This is a genomic window from Dissulfurispira sp. (genome assembly GCF_036745535.1).
In the GTDB taxonomy this organism is placed as follows: Bacteria; Nitrospirota; Thermodesulfovibrionia; order Thermodesulfovibrionales; family Dissulfurispiraceae; genus Dissulfurispira.
This window is the reverse complement of the sequence record NZ_DAIOFX010000001.1, coordinates 110574-124644: the sequence shown is the minus strand read 5'-3', so window position 1 is coordinate 124644 and position 14071 is coordinate 110574. Positions and strand designations below refer to the sequence as shown.

The 14071-nt window shown below is 43.5% G+C and carries 15 protein-coding genes; 7 read left to right on the top strand and 8 right to left on the bottom strand.

Annotated features, from left to right (window positions below):
- The 3 genes from V7L97_RS00700 to V7L97_RS00690 all read left to right on the top strand — a co-directional run.
- Window positions 1–1303: MtrB/PioB family outer membrane beta-barrel protein (locus V7L97_RS00700; RefSeq protein WP_333652300.1), on the top strand; the 1303-nt coding region annotated here is incomplete at its 5' end.
- A gap of 278 nt (window positions 1304–1581) precedes the next feature.
- Window positions 1582–1872 (top strand): toxin-antitoxin system TumE family protein, encoded by a 291-nt coding sequence (locus V7L97_RS00695; RefSeq protein ID WP_333652298.1) that lies wholly within the window; start codon window positions 1582–1584, stop codon window positions 1870–1872.
- Window positions 1862–2242 carry an HVO_A0114 family putative DNA-binding protein gene (locus tag V7L97_RS00690; RefSeq protein ID WP_333652296.1) on the top strand — a complete coding sequence of 127 codons (381 nt, stop codon included), beginning with the start codon at window positions 1862–1864 and terminating at the stop codon, window positions 2240–2242. The genes V7L97_RS00695 and V7L97_RS00690 overlap by 11 nt, the downstream gene beginning before the upstream one ends.
- A gap of 66 nt (window positions 2243–2308) precedes the next feature.
- Here V7L97_RS00690 and panD read toward each other — a convergent pair whose 3' ends face one another.
- The 8 genes from panD to mtnP all read right to left on the bottom strand — a co-directional run bounded on the left by panD (window position 2309) and on the right by mtnP (window position 10716).
- Window positions 2309–2656, bottom strand: coding sequence for an aspartate 1-decarboxylase (panD, locus tag V7L97_RS00685; protein WP_333652293.1), 348 nt, complete (start codon window positions 2654–2656; stop codon window positions 2309–2311).
- Window positions 2657–2746: 90 nt separating this feature from the next.
- A complete protein-coding gene (gene gatC, locus V7L97_RS00680) occupies window positions 2747–3034 on the bottom strand; it encodes an Asp-tRNA(Asn)/Glu-tRNA(Gln) amidotransferase subunit GatC (protein WP_333652290.1) in 288 nt (95 codons plus the stop codon).
- Window positions 3035–3037: 3 nt separating this feature from the next.
- Window positions 3038–5140 carry a UvrD-helicase domain-containing protein gene (locus V7L97_RS00675; RefSeq protein WP_333652288.1) on the bottom strand — a complete coding sequence of 701 codons (2103 nt, stop codon included), beginning with the start codon at window positions 5138–5140 and terminating at the stop codon, window positions 3038–3040.
- A gap of 97 nt (window positions 5141–5237) precedes the next feature.
- A complete protein-coding gene (gene glmS, locus V7L97_RS00670) occupies window positions 5238–7064 on the bottom strand; it encodes a glutamine--fructose-6-phosphate transaminase (isomerizing) (protein WP_333652286.1) in 1827 nt (608 codons plus the stop codon).
- 1 nt (window position 7065) lies between these two features.
- Complete coding sequence (gene glmU, locus V7L97_RS00665; RefSeq protein ID WP_333652283.1) at window positions 7066–8469, bottom strand: bifunctional UDP-N-acetylglucosamine diphosphorylase/glucosamine-1-phosphate N-acetyltransferase GlmU; 1404 nt, start codon at window positions 8467–8469, stop codon at window positions 7066–7068.
- An 11-nt stretch (window positions 8470–8480) separates the two neighbouring features.
- Window positions 8481–9089 carry a DUF502 domain-containing protein gene (locus tag V7L97_RS00660; RefSeq protein ID WP_333652281.1) on the bottom strand — a complete coding sequence of 203 codons (609 nt, stop codon included), beginning with the start codon at window positions 9087–9089 and terminating at the stop codon, window positions 8481–8483.
- Complete coding sequence (locus V7L97_RS00655; protein WP_333652278.1) at window positions 9090–9839, bottom strand: YebC/PmpR family DNA-binding transcriptional regulator; 750 nt, start codon at window positions 9837–9839, stop codon at window positions 9090–9092.
- A gap of 79 nt (window positions 9840–9918) precedes the next feature.
- Entirely contained in the window at window positions 9919–10716 is a 798-nt protein-coding gene (gene mtnP / locus V7L97_RS00650) for an S-methyl-5'-thioadenosine phosphorylase (protein WP_333652275.1), read from the bottom strand.
- 110 nt (window positions 10717–10826) lie between these two features.
- On the opposite strand from mtnP, the gene V7L97_RS00645 reads away from it, so the two are divergent.
- From V7L97_RS00645 to lpxC, 4 genes are all read left to right on the top strand, one after another.
- Complete coding sequence (locus V7L97_RS00645; protein ID WP_333652272.1) at window positions 10827–11075, top strand: AbrB/MazE/SpoVT family DNA-binding domain-containing protein; 249 nt, start codon at window positions 10827–10829, stop codon at window positions 11073–11075.
- Window positions 11076–11077: 2 nt separating this feature from the next.
- A complete protein-coding gene (locus tag V7L97_RS00640) occupies window positions 11078–11473 on the top strand; it encodes a PIN domain-containing protein (protein ID WP_333652269.1) in 396 nt (131 codons plus the stop codon).
- A gap of 91 nt (window positions 11474–11564) precedes the next feature.
- Window positions 11565–12953, top strand: a complete 1389-nt coding sequence (locus V7L97_RS00635; protein ID WP_333652267.1) for a TldD/PmbA family protein — start codon at window positions 11565–11567, stop codon at window positions 12951–12953.
- A gap of 113 nt (window positions 12954–13066) precedes the next feature.
- Window positions 13067–13966 carry a UDP-3-O-acyl-N-acetylglucosamine deacetylase gene (gene lpxC, locus V7L97_RS00630; protein ID WP_333652265.1) on the top strand — a complete coding sequence of 300 codons (900 nt, stop codon included), beginning with the start codon at window positions 13067–13069 and terminating at the stop codon, window positions 13964–13966.
- Window positions 13967–14071 lie beyond the last annotated feature (105 nt).

The window sequence follows — 14071 nt, the reverse complement described above, 5'->3', positions numbered from 1 at the left end:
GCTTCCGCTCGACAGCGCATTAAGCGTTAAACTTGCCCGTTCGGAAACAAAGTCCGATTACAATTTGCTGGATTATTATGTAAGGGCTACAGCAGGTGGCATTGAGAGCGTTACCCTTAGCGACCCTGTGTTTAACGGCAAGCTCGTTGCGACGAGTTATGCAGTTGCTCTCACTACTAATCCTGTTGATTTCCTCGGAGCAAAGGTGTTCTATAAGTATTACGATAAGGACAATAAATCCGATAAGATTACCCACACGGACAGCAGTATTAACAGCGGCAACCCGTTTACCACCCACTTGTTTGACTACAACAAGGAGAATTATGGAGCAGAGCTTGATATAAAGCTCCCTGCAAAATTCTCTTTGATGCCCGGTTATTCATATTTGAAAACCAAAAGACTTAGGGGCGACCTGCCTGAAACAACTGATTACATCTATTCATTGGCTTTAAAGTGGAGCGGTGTGGATTTTATGACAGCAAAAGTTGCTTATGAGAGACTGAACAGGAGTGCAGAACATAAGGTAGGAACTACACTCTTTGGAACGGACCAGGCCACTGCAAATATTGTAGAGCCGTATATCTGGCGATTTGATGCGGCTCCGATGGAACGTGATACCTATAAGGTGTCTGTTGACATCTATCCATTGGAAACTCTCAGCTTCGGATTGCATTATAAACAGAAAAAATCCGATTATACCGATACCATTCTCGGTCTGAAAGACGATAAAAGCAGCGAGTATGGCATAGACGCTGACTGGAAGATAAGCGATTTTATCACAGTGAATGGATATGCAGAGTATGAGGAGACAAAGTCATCCCAGGTCCAACGCTATAGCAATAACGCTGCTGGTCTTAATCCAAATGTTGCCGGCACTGCAGCTAATTATAGCTGGAAGGTAGCGAATAAGGATAAAACATATAATTATGGCGCAGGAGCCGAAATATATGCGATCCCTAAGAAGCTGACCTTCAAACTGCAGTTTGATCATACGGACTCTGATGGTCATTCAGATTTTTCCTTTTTTGATTATACTCCTGCCCAGAATAGTGATGTCTCAAACGTTGATGATTACAGGAAGACAGCGTTTACTTTAAAGACGAAGTATGATGTTAGCAAAAATATTGCAATAACTGCCGGCTATGCCTATGAACAATACAAATATAACGATATTGCCGTAGACGGTTATCTCTACACATACAATGGCGGATCAAACACAACTATAAGCTCTTTGACAGGGGCTTACAGCGCGCCGTCATATAAAGCAAACATAGTCTTCCTGAGCGTTGCATATAAGTTTTAGCCTCCACTTCCTGACACCCTCCTGGATGGGAGAGGACGCAGTCCTCTCCCATATTTTTGATAGTTGTTGCTTTTAACTCCGAACTTTTGAGCCTTGGCTTGTAAATCCATTCATGATTTGAATGAATATCATTCATATTTGAATAATGTTCTAGCGGATAGAAATAATTAAAGGCAATGCGCCGCTGTTGAACTCTACCTGTGGCATCAATTTCATAGCTGGAATACATATCCATGGTTTGACAACGCAATTTATATGTGGTATGTTAATACTACTATATGGGGAAAACAGAACTTCTTGTGCACGATAAAGTTGAAGATAAACATGGCGGCATTGTTGGAGTTAAAGTATGGGCAGTTCCTAAATCGGCAGATAAGCCGCATGAATATAAGTATTCATCGGTATATATCAGGCGTGGTAAACGCATTTTGGGATATGACAATGCAGAAAGAAAAGGAGACCATAGGCATTATAAAGATAAAGAAATGCCTTATAACTTTAAAGGCATAGATAAACTGTTTGAAGATTTCTACAGAGATTTAAGAGAGGTGATGAGCAATGAAAGTTAAAAATGTAACCGTAGGTATAAAAAGCATTGAAGAAGTGCTGAAAGACGCAAAAGAGGTTATGAAAAAGCTGGAGCGGGGAGAGAAAGTCAAGAAAAGAAAGTCTGGCATATACTTTGAAAGCCTTGAAGTAATGAGAAAGGCCATAACAACCGAAAGAGTAAGAATTTTGAAAATCATCAAGGAAAAACATCCAGATTCAATTTATGAACTCGCAAAACTCCTCGGCAGAAATCTGAAAAATGTTTCTGATGATGTCCATTACCTTGCAGAACTGGGGCTTATCGAACTTGGGAAAGGGAAATCCAATGGCAGAGAAAAGATAATCCCTTTTGTAGGTTATGACAAGATTTTACTGGAAATACCTGTCTGATTCCGTGAGCTTCATGAATATGTCGCGCAAGTGTGTGAAGAAAAGCAAAATGATAAAGGCGTATAATTATACAGGTTTGTTCTTTTCGTCGAGCTTGATGATTTTAGGCTCAAAGTCCTTTATCTCTTCATCAGCCATGTAGCAGTAAGCGAAGACGATTATCTTGTCGCCTACCACTCCCTTCCTTGCCGTAGGGCCGTTGAGGCAGAATTCCCGGGAACCGGGCTTTCCCGGAATAACATAGGTCTCAAACCTTTCGCCGTTGTTAAGGTTGCTTATCATAACCTGCTCGTAAGGGAGTATATCCGCCATATCCATCAATTCCTTATCAATGGTAATACTCCCTTCATAGGCAAGGTTTGACTCGGTAACAGTTGCCATATGTATCTTTGATCTCAAGAAACATCTGAACATATTAAACTCCGTTTATGAGTAAATGAGTGAATGCGTGTATGAGCGAAAAGAATTTTTCCCATTTTCTCATTTACCCATCCACTCATTTACTTATTCTATTATCTTCGGGACCCTGTAGAATTTTTCCGTGGAATCAGGCGCATTCTTCAGTGCATCTTCCACAGGCAGGGAGGCTGCAGGAATATCATCCCTCATGACGTTATTCAACGGTATTACATGGGATGTAGGCTCTATATTGCTGGTGTCGAGGCTGTTAAGCTGTTCCACATACTCTATTATTGAGCTTAACTGTCCGCTGAAGATATCTATCTCCTTATCCGACAGGGAGAGCCTTGAAAGGCGGGCAATGTGTTTAACGTCTTCACTTGTTATCTTCATCTTTTATATTCTTTCGAGATTTGCGTATTTTGCAGCAAGACGCTTAATTCCGATGCCGGGGAAGTTCACAGTCAACTTTGTATCGTTTCCTTCTTCGCAGCAGTCCCTGACCACGCCGACTCCCCATGACGGATGTTTTACCCTGCATCCGACAACATATGCAGCAGCAGGATTTTTAGGCAGTAATTTTACAGGCTCCGGTGCTGTCTCTGTTTTCTGCTGGACCTTTTCTATCCAGTGGCAGCAGTCTTTTGGAACATCGTGCAGGAATCTTGATGGTTCCTGCTCTTGTATCTTTGAATAGAGTCTCCTCCTCTTTGCGGCTGTAAGACAGAGAATATCCTTTGCCCTTGTCATGCCCACGTAAAAGAGCCTTCTTTCTTCCTGCATTTCAGAGGCGTCATCAATGGCCTTGAAATAGGGGAGGATGCCTTCTTCAACACCTATGACAAAGACCACAGGGAATTCGAGCCCTTTTGCGCTATGAAGCGTCATGAGAGATACAGACATCTTTTTAGATGTGTCGTCAGTTGTTGATACGAGAGATACCCTATCTGCAAAGTCCTTGACAGATATATTCTCTGCCGAGGATACCAGTTCCAGTATGTTCTGCAGCCTTTCTTCCTCGATGTCTTCTATATAGCCTGTTTTTTCCACAATATCTTTGAGCATATCGGCAGCGGTTTTGTGAGGGGTCGATGATATGCCTTCCATGATTTTCACGAACTCACTCAGCTTGTCTTTAATGGACGATGCCACGCCGTTGGACTTTAGCATCAGTTTTATGGCAGCGAAGAGGCTGACAGAGTTCTTCTTTGCCTCCTGCTCTATCTTCGATATGGTGGATGCCCCTATGCCGCGAGGCGGGCTGTTTATTATCCTTCTCAGGCTTACATTGTCATCGGTGTTAAGGGCTATTTTCATGTATGAGATAATATCCTTTATCTCACGCCTGTGGTAGAAGCTCACGCCGCTTATCACATGGTAAGGGATGTTTTCTTCCCTTAAGGCGTCCTCTATTGCCCTTGCCTGGAGGTTTATCCTGTAGAGGATTGCAAAGTGGCTGTATTCGAAGTTGCCCTTCAGGTAGAGGTCTTTTATGGTGCGCGCAACGTATCTTGCCTCTTCCTCCTCTGAGTTGAGCCTGCAGTAGAAGACCTTTTCTCCGCAGCCCTTTTCTGTCCAGAGTTTTTTCGGTTTCCTCTGGGGATTTCTGGATATTACCGCACCCGAGACATCGAGGATATTCTGTGTTGACCTGTAATTTTGCTCGAGCTTGATAATCGTTGCATCAGGGAAGTCCTTTTCAAAATTCAGGATGTTGCTTACATCGGCGCCTCTGAACTTGTATATGCTCTGGTCGTCGTCACCGACTGCACAGATATTCTTATGTCCTGCCATTAACTGCAGGAGCCTGTACTGTGCATGGTTTGTATCCTGAAATTCATCCACGAGGATGTATGGGAACATATCATTGTATTTGGCAAGTATCTTTGGATTCTCCTCGAATAATCTTACGGTGAGCATTATCAGGTCATCGAAATCGAGTGCATTGCATCTCTTCAGTTCATCCTGATATTTTAGGTATACCCTTCCGAGTTTCTCGTCGAAGCCGAAGCCGTCTCCCTGAGACAGGAACTCTTCTGGAGAAATTAGTGATGATTTAAGTATGCTTATCCGTGAAGCAACGCCTTTGTAAAGTGCCTCGTATATTTTTAATTCTTTGAGTATGTGCCTTATTAGATTGCACTGGTCGTCATCGTCATATATGGAGAAGTCGGATTTATATCCCAGTGCCTTTATCTCCCTTCTGAGTATCTTATTGCACTGTGAATGGAATGTCCCGATCCATGACTGCTTCATGTCATGCTCAATAAAGCGGGAGATTCTTTCTTTCATTTCATTAGCGGCCTTATTGGTGAAGGTAACAGTGAAGATGGATGACGGACGGTATTTCTTCTTCCTTACGAGATAGGCAAATTTATGGGTTATTACCCTTGTCTTACCGCTGCCTGCCCCGGCAAGTACGAGAAGAGGTCCTTTTGAATACAGTATGGCCTCTTTTTGCTGGGGGTTGAGTTCTTCTAATAAGACATCTTTTGCCATTGGTTTGTCTCCTTATTATAGCATATTAATGGTTCATAGTTCATGGTTGATAGTTCACGGTTGGCAGTTTATAGCTTCAAAATCTATGAACCATAAACTACTCCACCGTTACGCTTTTAGCCAGGTTCCTCGGCTGATCCACATCACAACCCCTTAAAACAGCAACATGATACGCAAGGAGCTGAAGAGGGATTGTGAGCAATACCGTATTTAAATAATTGTTGCTTCCATTTATGGAAATGGAGTATCTGGAAAGTTTCTTTGCAGCCTCGTCATCCTTTGAAGTAACGGCTATTATAGTGCCTCCTCGGCTCTTTACCTCTTCCATGTTGGATAAAACCTTTTCATACAGCTTTCCTGAAGGGGCAAGGACAACAACAGGCACCTCCTCATCAATAAGGGCAATGGGGCCGTGTTTCATCTCGCCTGCCGGATAGCCTTCTGCATGGATGTATGAGATCTCCTTTAATTTTAATGCGCCCTCCAGCGCTATGGGATAATGTATCCCCCTGCCGAGATACAGGAAATCCTTTGCCTTGAATAGCTCCTTTGCTATAGCACTTATTTCGCCATCGAACTCCAGTGCATGCTCTACGCCTGCAGGAAGGTGGAGGAGTTCCTCTATAAGCACGGATGAGGCTTCATCGGATAAAATTCCCCTGACCTTGCCCAGTGCTATTGCCAGAAGATATAAGGCTACAATCTGTGTTGTGAATGCCTTTGTTGATGCCACTCCGATTTCGGGTCCCGAATGTGTATAAAATACAAAGTCGGATTCGCGGGATGCAGTGCTGCCTATTACATTGCATATGGTCAGTACCTTTGCACCAAGCGCCTTAGCCTCTTTTATTGCTGCGAGGGTGTCTGCTGTCTCTCCCGACTGTGTTATTGCGACAAAGATGGTGTTGCCCGTTATTATGGGGTTTCTATACCTGAATTCCGAAGCTATATCAACCTCAACAGGTATCCTTGAAAGTTCTTCTATCATGTATTTGCCCACAATACCGGCATGGTACGATGTACCGCATGCAACAATGAATACCTTGTCTATTGCTTTGATATCTTCTGCATCGAGACCGAATTCCTCAAGTGCTACCTCTCCATTTTCTGGCAGGACCCTCCCCCTGATGGTATCTGCTATTGCCCGCGGCTGCTCGTATATCTCTTTCAGCATGAAGTGGCGGTAACCGCCCTTTTCAGCCATCGAAGGGCTCCATGATATGGTAACGACATTTTTATTTAAAGGGGTTCCTTCGAAGTCAGTTATGATTACTCCGTCCCTGTGCATTACTGCCATTTCATTGTTTTCGAGGAATATAACCTCCTTTGAATGGCTCAGAAAGGCAGGGACATCGGATGCAAGGAAGTATTCTCCTTCTCCAAGCCCTATTACAAGGGGGCTTTCCTTTCTCACCGCAACTACCTTGTCAGGCTCCTTTTCATTGATGACAGCAAATGCATAGGCGCCTTTAACTTCTTTCAGTACTGCCCTTACTGCTTCTTCGAGAGGGTTGTTTTTCGAATATTTATTTATCAGATGGCACAAGACCTCTGTATCCGTCTCTGATGCGAATATGAATCCATCTTCCTGCAGCCTGTGTTTCAACTCCACATAATTTTCTATTATTCCGTTATGGACAATGACTATTCCGTCTGACCTGTGGGGATGGGCGTTCTCATCGGATGGCCTGCCGTGGGTTGCCCATCGTGTATGGCCTATGGCGAGATTGCTCGAGATATTGCATTTATTGACTATGTTCTCAAGGTCATGGATTTTGCCCTTGCACCTTTTGATCTCTATTTTTTTATCCGTGAAATATGCGATGCCTGCAGAATCATAGCCTCTGTATTCAAGCCGCTTCAGTCCGTCCATCACAACCGGTATGGCATTTTTATTGCCTATATATCCTATTATTCCGCACACGTTACTTTCTCTTTCCTTTCGACTGTTTTTTAAACGCCCATTTCTCTATATGTCTTTGGTCTGCCCTGCTCACTGCAAGGGAAAGGGGCGGCACATTCTTTGTAATAGTTGAACCTGCACCAACGTATGCACCTTTGCCGACTCTCACTGGTGCAACGAGCTGCGTATCGCTTCCCACAAATACATCATCCTCTATTATGGTTTTGTGTTTTTCTTTTCCATCGTAGTTGCAGGTTATTGTACCAGCTCCAATATTTACATTTTTGCCTATCTCTGCATCTCCTAAATAACTGAGGTGCGATGCCTTTGTTCCTTCGCCGATTACGGATTTCTTTATCTCCACGAAGTTGCCGATCTTTGATGACGGGCCGATTATGGAGCCCGGCCTGAGATGGGCGAATGGGCCTATAGTTGCATTTTTATTTATAGTCGATGATTCGATTACTGTGGAATCCTTTATAGTCACATGATTTCCGACTGTGCTGTCGGCTATTCTTACATTTGGATAAATTGTGCAGCCTTTGCCGATAATGGTTTTGCCTTCGATATGTACATTCGGATATATAACAGTATCCATGCCTATTTTTGCATCAGGATGTATGAAGACAGATGACGTATCTATAAATGAAACACCATTTTTCATCCAATTGGATAAAATCCTGTCTTTTAGGTAATGGCATGCGTTATGGAGGTCTTCACGTGTGTTTATGCCCGTCAACTCTGTTTCGCTGCCGAGGATATGTGCGCCGACTTTATAGCCTTTTTTTACAGCAATATCCACGATATCGGTGAGATAATACTCTCCTTTTGCCTTATTTATTTTTATTTCTTTCAAAAGTTTTAATGCATGGGATTTTATTGCATATATACCGCTATTTACTTCCTTTATCTTTTTCTGCTTATTGTCAGCGTCCCTGTCTTCTATTATCGCCGTTACTCCGCTTCTTTCCCTCACGATTCTTCCATAAGAATGTGTGCCTTCTGCAATGAACGAGATTATGGATATGTCCTCTTTGTTCTGCTTGTGGAGTTTCAAAAACTTCTGCAAGGTTGATGCGTTTATAAGGGGGGTATCACCGCTTAATACCAGTACAGTGCCGCTAAATCCCTTGAGCTTCTGGACAGCCGCTTTCATGGCATCACCTGTGCCTTTAGGTTCTTTTTGAACCGCAAATGTAACCGGATGTCCTTCATGGTAGTTAGCAAGGGCATTTTTTATCTCATCGCCTTTTGGGCCTATGACCACTATGTTGTTCTCGGACTTCAGTTGTTTTATCGAGTCGACAACATAGTGAATTATTGACTTGCCATATATCCTGTGCAAGACCTTCGGGATCAAAGACTTCATCCTTGTGCCGAGACCTGCAGCAAGGATGATTGTCGCCAAAGGATACGATGATTTCATTGATGATGAACTCACTTTGTTCCCGCTATCTTCGAAGGAGCGGCTATTCCGCCGGAAAGAATAATCTTGATGCCGTCCTCTATTGATATGTCCGTGTAAGTTATGCTCCTGTCATCGAGGAGCACGATTTCTCCGAGATAAAGGTTGTTTGTGGGTATATATACAGTCTTCAAAGGGGTTTCTTTCTCATTGGATTCGACCACGCATTCCTTTGTAAGAAAGCCGAAGGCATAGGCGCCAGGTCTTGGATATTCGGCTATGACGAATTTCTTGAAAGAGCTTTTATTTTCCGGAGAAAAAGCATCGACAAGCTGTTTTATGGCTGTGTAAATACTCTTGAAAACAGGAATATTTAGAAAAATCTTTTCTACGATGCCAAGGATTTTTTTGCCGAATACATTTGTCGAAACTATTCCAATCAGAAATACGATGACGATGGCTGAGATAAAACCCAATCCAGCTATGTGTTTGCCGAGGAAGAAGTCGAAGAACGGGCCCAATATGCCGTCAACAAACCTGAATATACCGACCAGGACAAAGATTGTTATGACTGCCGGAATAGTGACTATCAGTCCTGCCAGGAATTTTCTCTTGAAGGTAATGTGTATAGATTCGACCATTTACTTTAACGCCATTGCTTCTTCGGGTATATCAAAATTGGCATATACGTTCTGGACATCGTCATTGTCTTCGAGGGCATCTACCAATCTTACCATCTGATCGGCGGTGCTGCCATCTATCGGCACATAGCTCTTGGGCAGCATGGTTATCTCCGACAATGAGACAGGTATGTTCTGTTTTTCTATTGCCTCTTTCACTGCATTGAGGTTTTCCGGAGATGTTATGACTTCATAATTGTCTTCCTTGGGGTCGTTTTTCATGTCCTCTGCGCCTGCATCGAGGACAACGGACATTAATGTGTCTTCATCCACCTTTGTTTTTTCTACGAGGATGTAACCTTTTTTCTCGAATATCCATGAGACGCATCCGGCCTCTCCCATGCTCCCGCTGTTTTTTGACAATATATGTCTTATTTCTGAAACAGTCCTGTTTTTGTTATCTGTGAGGGTCTCTATGAGGATCGCCACGCCTCCGGGACCATATCCTTCGTAGGTAATCTCTTCGTATGTTGTTCCAGGAAGTTCTCCGGTGCCTTTCATTATTGCCCTTTTTATGTTTTCAGAGGGCATGTTGACTTCCTTGGCCTTTTCTATGGCGCTTCTCAACCTCGGATTGCCTTCCGGGTCTCCGCCTCCGAGCCTTGCTGCAACAGAGATCTCTTTGACAATCTTTGTGAATACCTTGCCCCTCTTTGCATCGGTATGGGCTTTTTTATGCTTTATCTGAGCCCATTTGGAATGGCCTGCCATATGGAACCTCCAGCAATTTTTAGAATATTTTATGATAATAGGATTAAGTAAATAGTGTCAAGGAGTTAAAAGGGAAAGGCTACAATTCTGCATCCTTTAATGCATCTTTGCATTGACATGTACGGGCAATTGGAACATGCATGATAATTTCTTTGATTAAAGACTTTATGCGGTCTAAGGAGTTTTTCATCGTCTCGACCACCTCTGTGGTCGTGAGTTTTTTCTCAGAGATTCCTGCCGCATAATTAGTTACAACAGATATGCCCGAAATACACATCTCAAGCTCCTTTGCAAGGGATGCCTCCGGCATTGCAGTCATGCCAACGACATCTGCGCCTATCATTGAGAAAAATTGTATCTCCTTTGCTGTTTCGAGCCTCGGGCCATTAACGCAGATATATGTTCCTGCGAGTTTCATCGGAAGCCCGATATTCTGAGAGGCTTTAACGATGAAATCCCTCATTTCAGGACAGTATGGATCAGTGAAGTCAATATGAACTACCTTGTCTTTGTCGTAAAATGTGGATTCTCTCGCTCCATATGTCATGTCAATTATCTGGTCGAGAAGAACAATGTCACATGGATAAAGGTCTTTGTTTATTCCGCCAACAGCATTTACCGAAATGATTCTGTCAACGCCAAGCGACTTAAATCCCCATATGTTTGCCCTGTAATTTACTTTGTGCGGAGGTATGGAGTGTGGTATTCCGTGCCTTGGAAGGAAGACTATTTCTTTTTCATCTCCTTTGTCACCGATTGTTCCTATTCTGTAAACAGACGATGGTTCGCCGTATGGAGTGGATATGGAGACCTCTTTTGTTATCTCCAGTCCCTCGATCTCGTAAAGCCCGCTTCCGCCTATCAAGCCGATTCTCATAGGGGTATTTTATGGCATCGGAGATTTATAGTGCAAGGGATTGTGCTTGACAATTATTTTATAAAATCCTTACACTTAAGTAAGGATTTTAAATAAAGAAAGGAGATATTATGCCTGCTTCAACCGTTACCTCCAAAGGTCAGACCACGATACCCAAGAACATCCGGGAATATTTAAACCTTCATGCAGGAGATAAAATCGATTTTGTTATCGGGAAGGAAGGAAAGGTTATTATAGAGCCTGCTACGGTTGATGTAAAGGAGCTCGAAGGCATTCTTTCAAGTCGCAGGAAAAGGGCAGTATCAGTCGAAGAGATGAAAGCTGCCATTAAAAGAAGGGTTGCAGCAAAAGTAAAATAACAATGAAAGGCATAGACACCAACGTCCTCGTCCGATATCTTGTAAGAGATGACGAAGAACAGGCAAAAACAGCCGTGATTTGCATACAGAAAATAATCGCATCGGGCGGGCTATGTTTTATAAGCATAATTGTACTGTGCGAACTGGTATGGGTGTTAGAATCCGCCTATGGATTTCAGAAGAAAGACATCGCTGAAGTATTAGAAAAAATCCTTATGACAAAGCAGTTTGAAATTGAAGCCAGAGATATTGCACGCCTTGCCCTGAATGATTACCGGGACGGGCAGGGAGATTTTGCCGATTATGTTATCGGCAGGAACAATCGTGCAAACGGCTGCGAACTGACCTATACGTTTGACCGCTCCCTAAAAAATCATAGCGGCTTTGTAATCCTTTAAAACCACCAAATTAAAATAAGGCTCTCCTGTTTCCCTCTGCTGTAAAGCCCTTTATGTTAAAATACCTGAATTGAATTTTTGGAGGATTTTGATGATAGATGATGCAATTCTGCAGAAACTTATAAAAAAGGCCCTTTCCAACGGAGGGGAGTATGCGGATATATTCATCGAGCACAGGAAATCTACGGCTATTCAGCTTGAGGATGACAAGATAGAGAAGGTTATTGCAGGCGCCACCGCAGGTATCGGCATCAGGCTTATATATAATGGCAAGACTGCCTATGCATACAGCAATGACTTTTCTGAAAATGTACTCATGGATATCGCCGACACGGTCAGCAAGGCAGCAGCAGCAGGTGCTGAAAGGGATACAATTATAGACATGAAAAGAAAATATCCAGAAGTTATCTTTCTCATAAAAAGGTACCCGGAAACGATCCCCATGTCAGAAAAAGTTGCCCTTGTTAAACTTGGAAACGATGCTGCAAGGAAGTTCGACCAGAGGATCAAACAGGTCAATGTAATATACCGGGATTCCAGGCAGAAGGTTAAGATTTATACATCAGAGGGCTTTGTGTCTGAGGATGAACGGGTTTACACCCTTGGAATGGTGCAGGTAATTGCCATAGATGGAGAGGTTATTCAAACAGGATACGAGCCTGTCAGCGGGTTGATAGGTTATGAGCTTTTTGATGATAATCCTATGGATGACGTTGCCCTTAAGGCTGCAAAGAGGGCTGTGATGATGCTTAGGGCAAGAAGAGCGCCAGGCGGCAGGATGCCTGTTGTTATTTCGTCAGAGGCTGGCGGTACGATGATCCACGAGGCGATAGGGCATGGGCTTGAGGCAGACCTCGCACAGCAAGGGCTGTCTGTTTATTCAAAAAAGATCGGACAACAGGTAGCTTCCACGGCCATTACTGTTATAGATGATGCAACCCTTCCCAACAAGAGGGGGTCTTTCTCTTTTGATGATGAAGGAACTCTATCTAAAAGAAATGTCCTTGTGAAAGACGGGATCCTGCAGGGCTACATGTACGACAGGTACACTGCCATTGTGGACAGGACTTCATCGACAGGAAACGGCAGGCGGGAGTCCTACGAACATAAGCCTGTGCCGAGAATGACCAACACCTTCATAGCCCCGGGCAGCCTTTCTCAGGATGAAGTTATCAGATCGGTAAACAAAGGGCTGATAGTCAAAAAGATGGGAGGAGGGCAGGTAAATACAGTGACAGGTGATTTTGTATTCGAGGTTCAGGAGGGGTATATCATAGAAAACGGTATGATTGGCGAGCCGGTGAGGGGCGCAACCCTTATTGGCAACGGCCCTGAGGTTTTAAAGTCCATAGATATGGTGGCTTCAGACCTTGGATTCTCTGTAGGCACGTGTGGAAAGGATGGACAGGGGGTGCCTGTATCTGATGCCATGCCTACTCTTAGAATCCCTGAGATGGTAGTGGGAGGAGAAGTCGGTTAGAGGTGTGGTAAATATTACACACAAGCGAAATTGATCAACACTCCTGATTTTATATCCCCTTGTTTTATATCTGTTTTTGTGGTGGCATATTATTTGCAAATATTCACAACTCAATGAGATTACAGAGAACAATTAAAAAAGAGGTCACTTTCCACGGTATCGGTCTGCATACAGGCAAGTATGCAACGGTGAAGCTAAAACCTGCCTCCAGGGATACAGGCATAGTCTTTTACCGTGTAGACAAGGGTGCAATAATACGGGCGAATATCACCTCTGTTGTTGACACGGCCTTTGCCACCACAATCGGCTTTGTAAATGGTTCGGATGTGGTAAAGGTAAAGACAGTGGAACACCTGCTTGCCGCTGCAGCCGGTCTCGGCATCGACAACCTTATTGTAGAGGTTGACGGCCCTGAAATCCCCATACTGGATGGGAGTTCTACAAAGCTGGCCGGAATTATACTTGAGGCAGGCATAGCAAAGCAGGGTAAAAAGATGCCCTTTATAAAGATTTCCAAACCTGTTGTTTACGAGGATGCCCACTCAAGGATTGTTGCCCTGCCGTATGATGGTATGCGTATATCGTACTATATAAATTTCGGACACCGCATGCTGGGACAGCAGGAGCTTACTGTAGACATCGATGAAAAGACCTTCGTACAGGAGATAGCCCCTGCCAGAACCTTCGGATTCCTTAGCGATGTGGAGAAATTAAGGGCAAACGGCCTTGCAAAGGGCGGCTCCCTCGACAATGCCGTGATCGTAGGCGATGACGGTATTTTGAATGCTGCAGGTCTGAGGTTCGAGGACGAGTTTGTAAGGCACAAAGTCCTTGATTCTATTGGAGATTTATCCTTAATTGGATTTCCGATACACGGGCATATCATGCTTGAAAAGGCAGGCCATACAGCTAACATAAATTTCTTGAAGAAGCTGATAACGTCTATTGACTCCTACAGCCTTATCTCATCGGAAGTTGACCATTTGCCTCACCATGTTTTAAACTATAGCTAACTAAAAAAAAGAGGGAATACCCAAAAACTCAGTTTCCTCGAATACAAAATTGTCTTTTGGGTATTCCCTAATTTCTTACTTCCTCTACAAACAGTTGTTATTTCT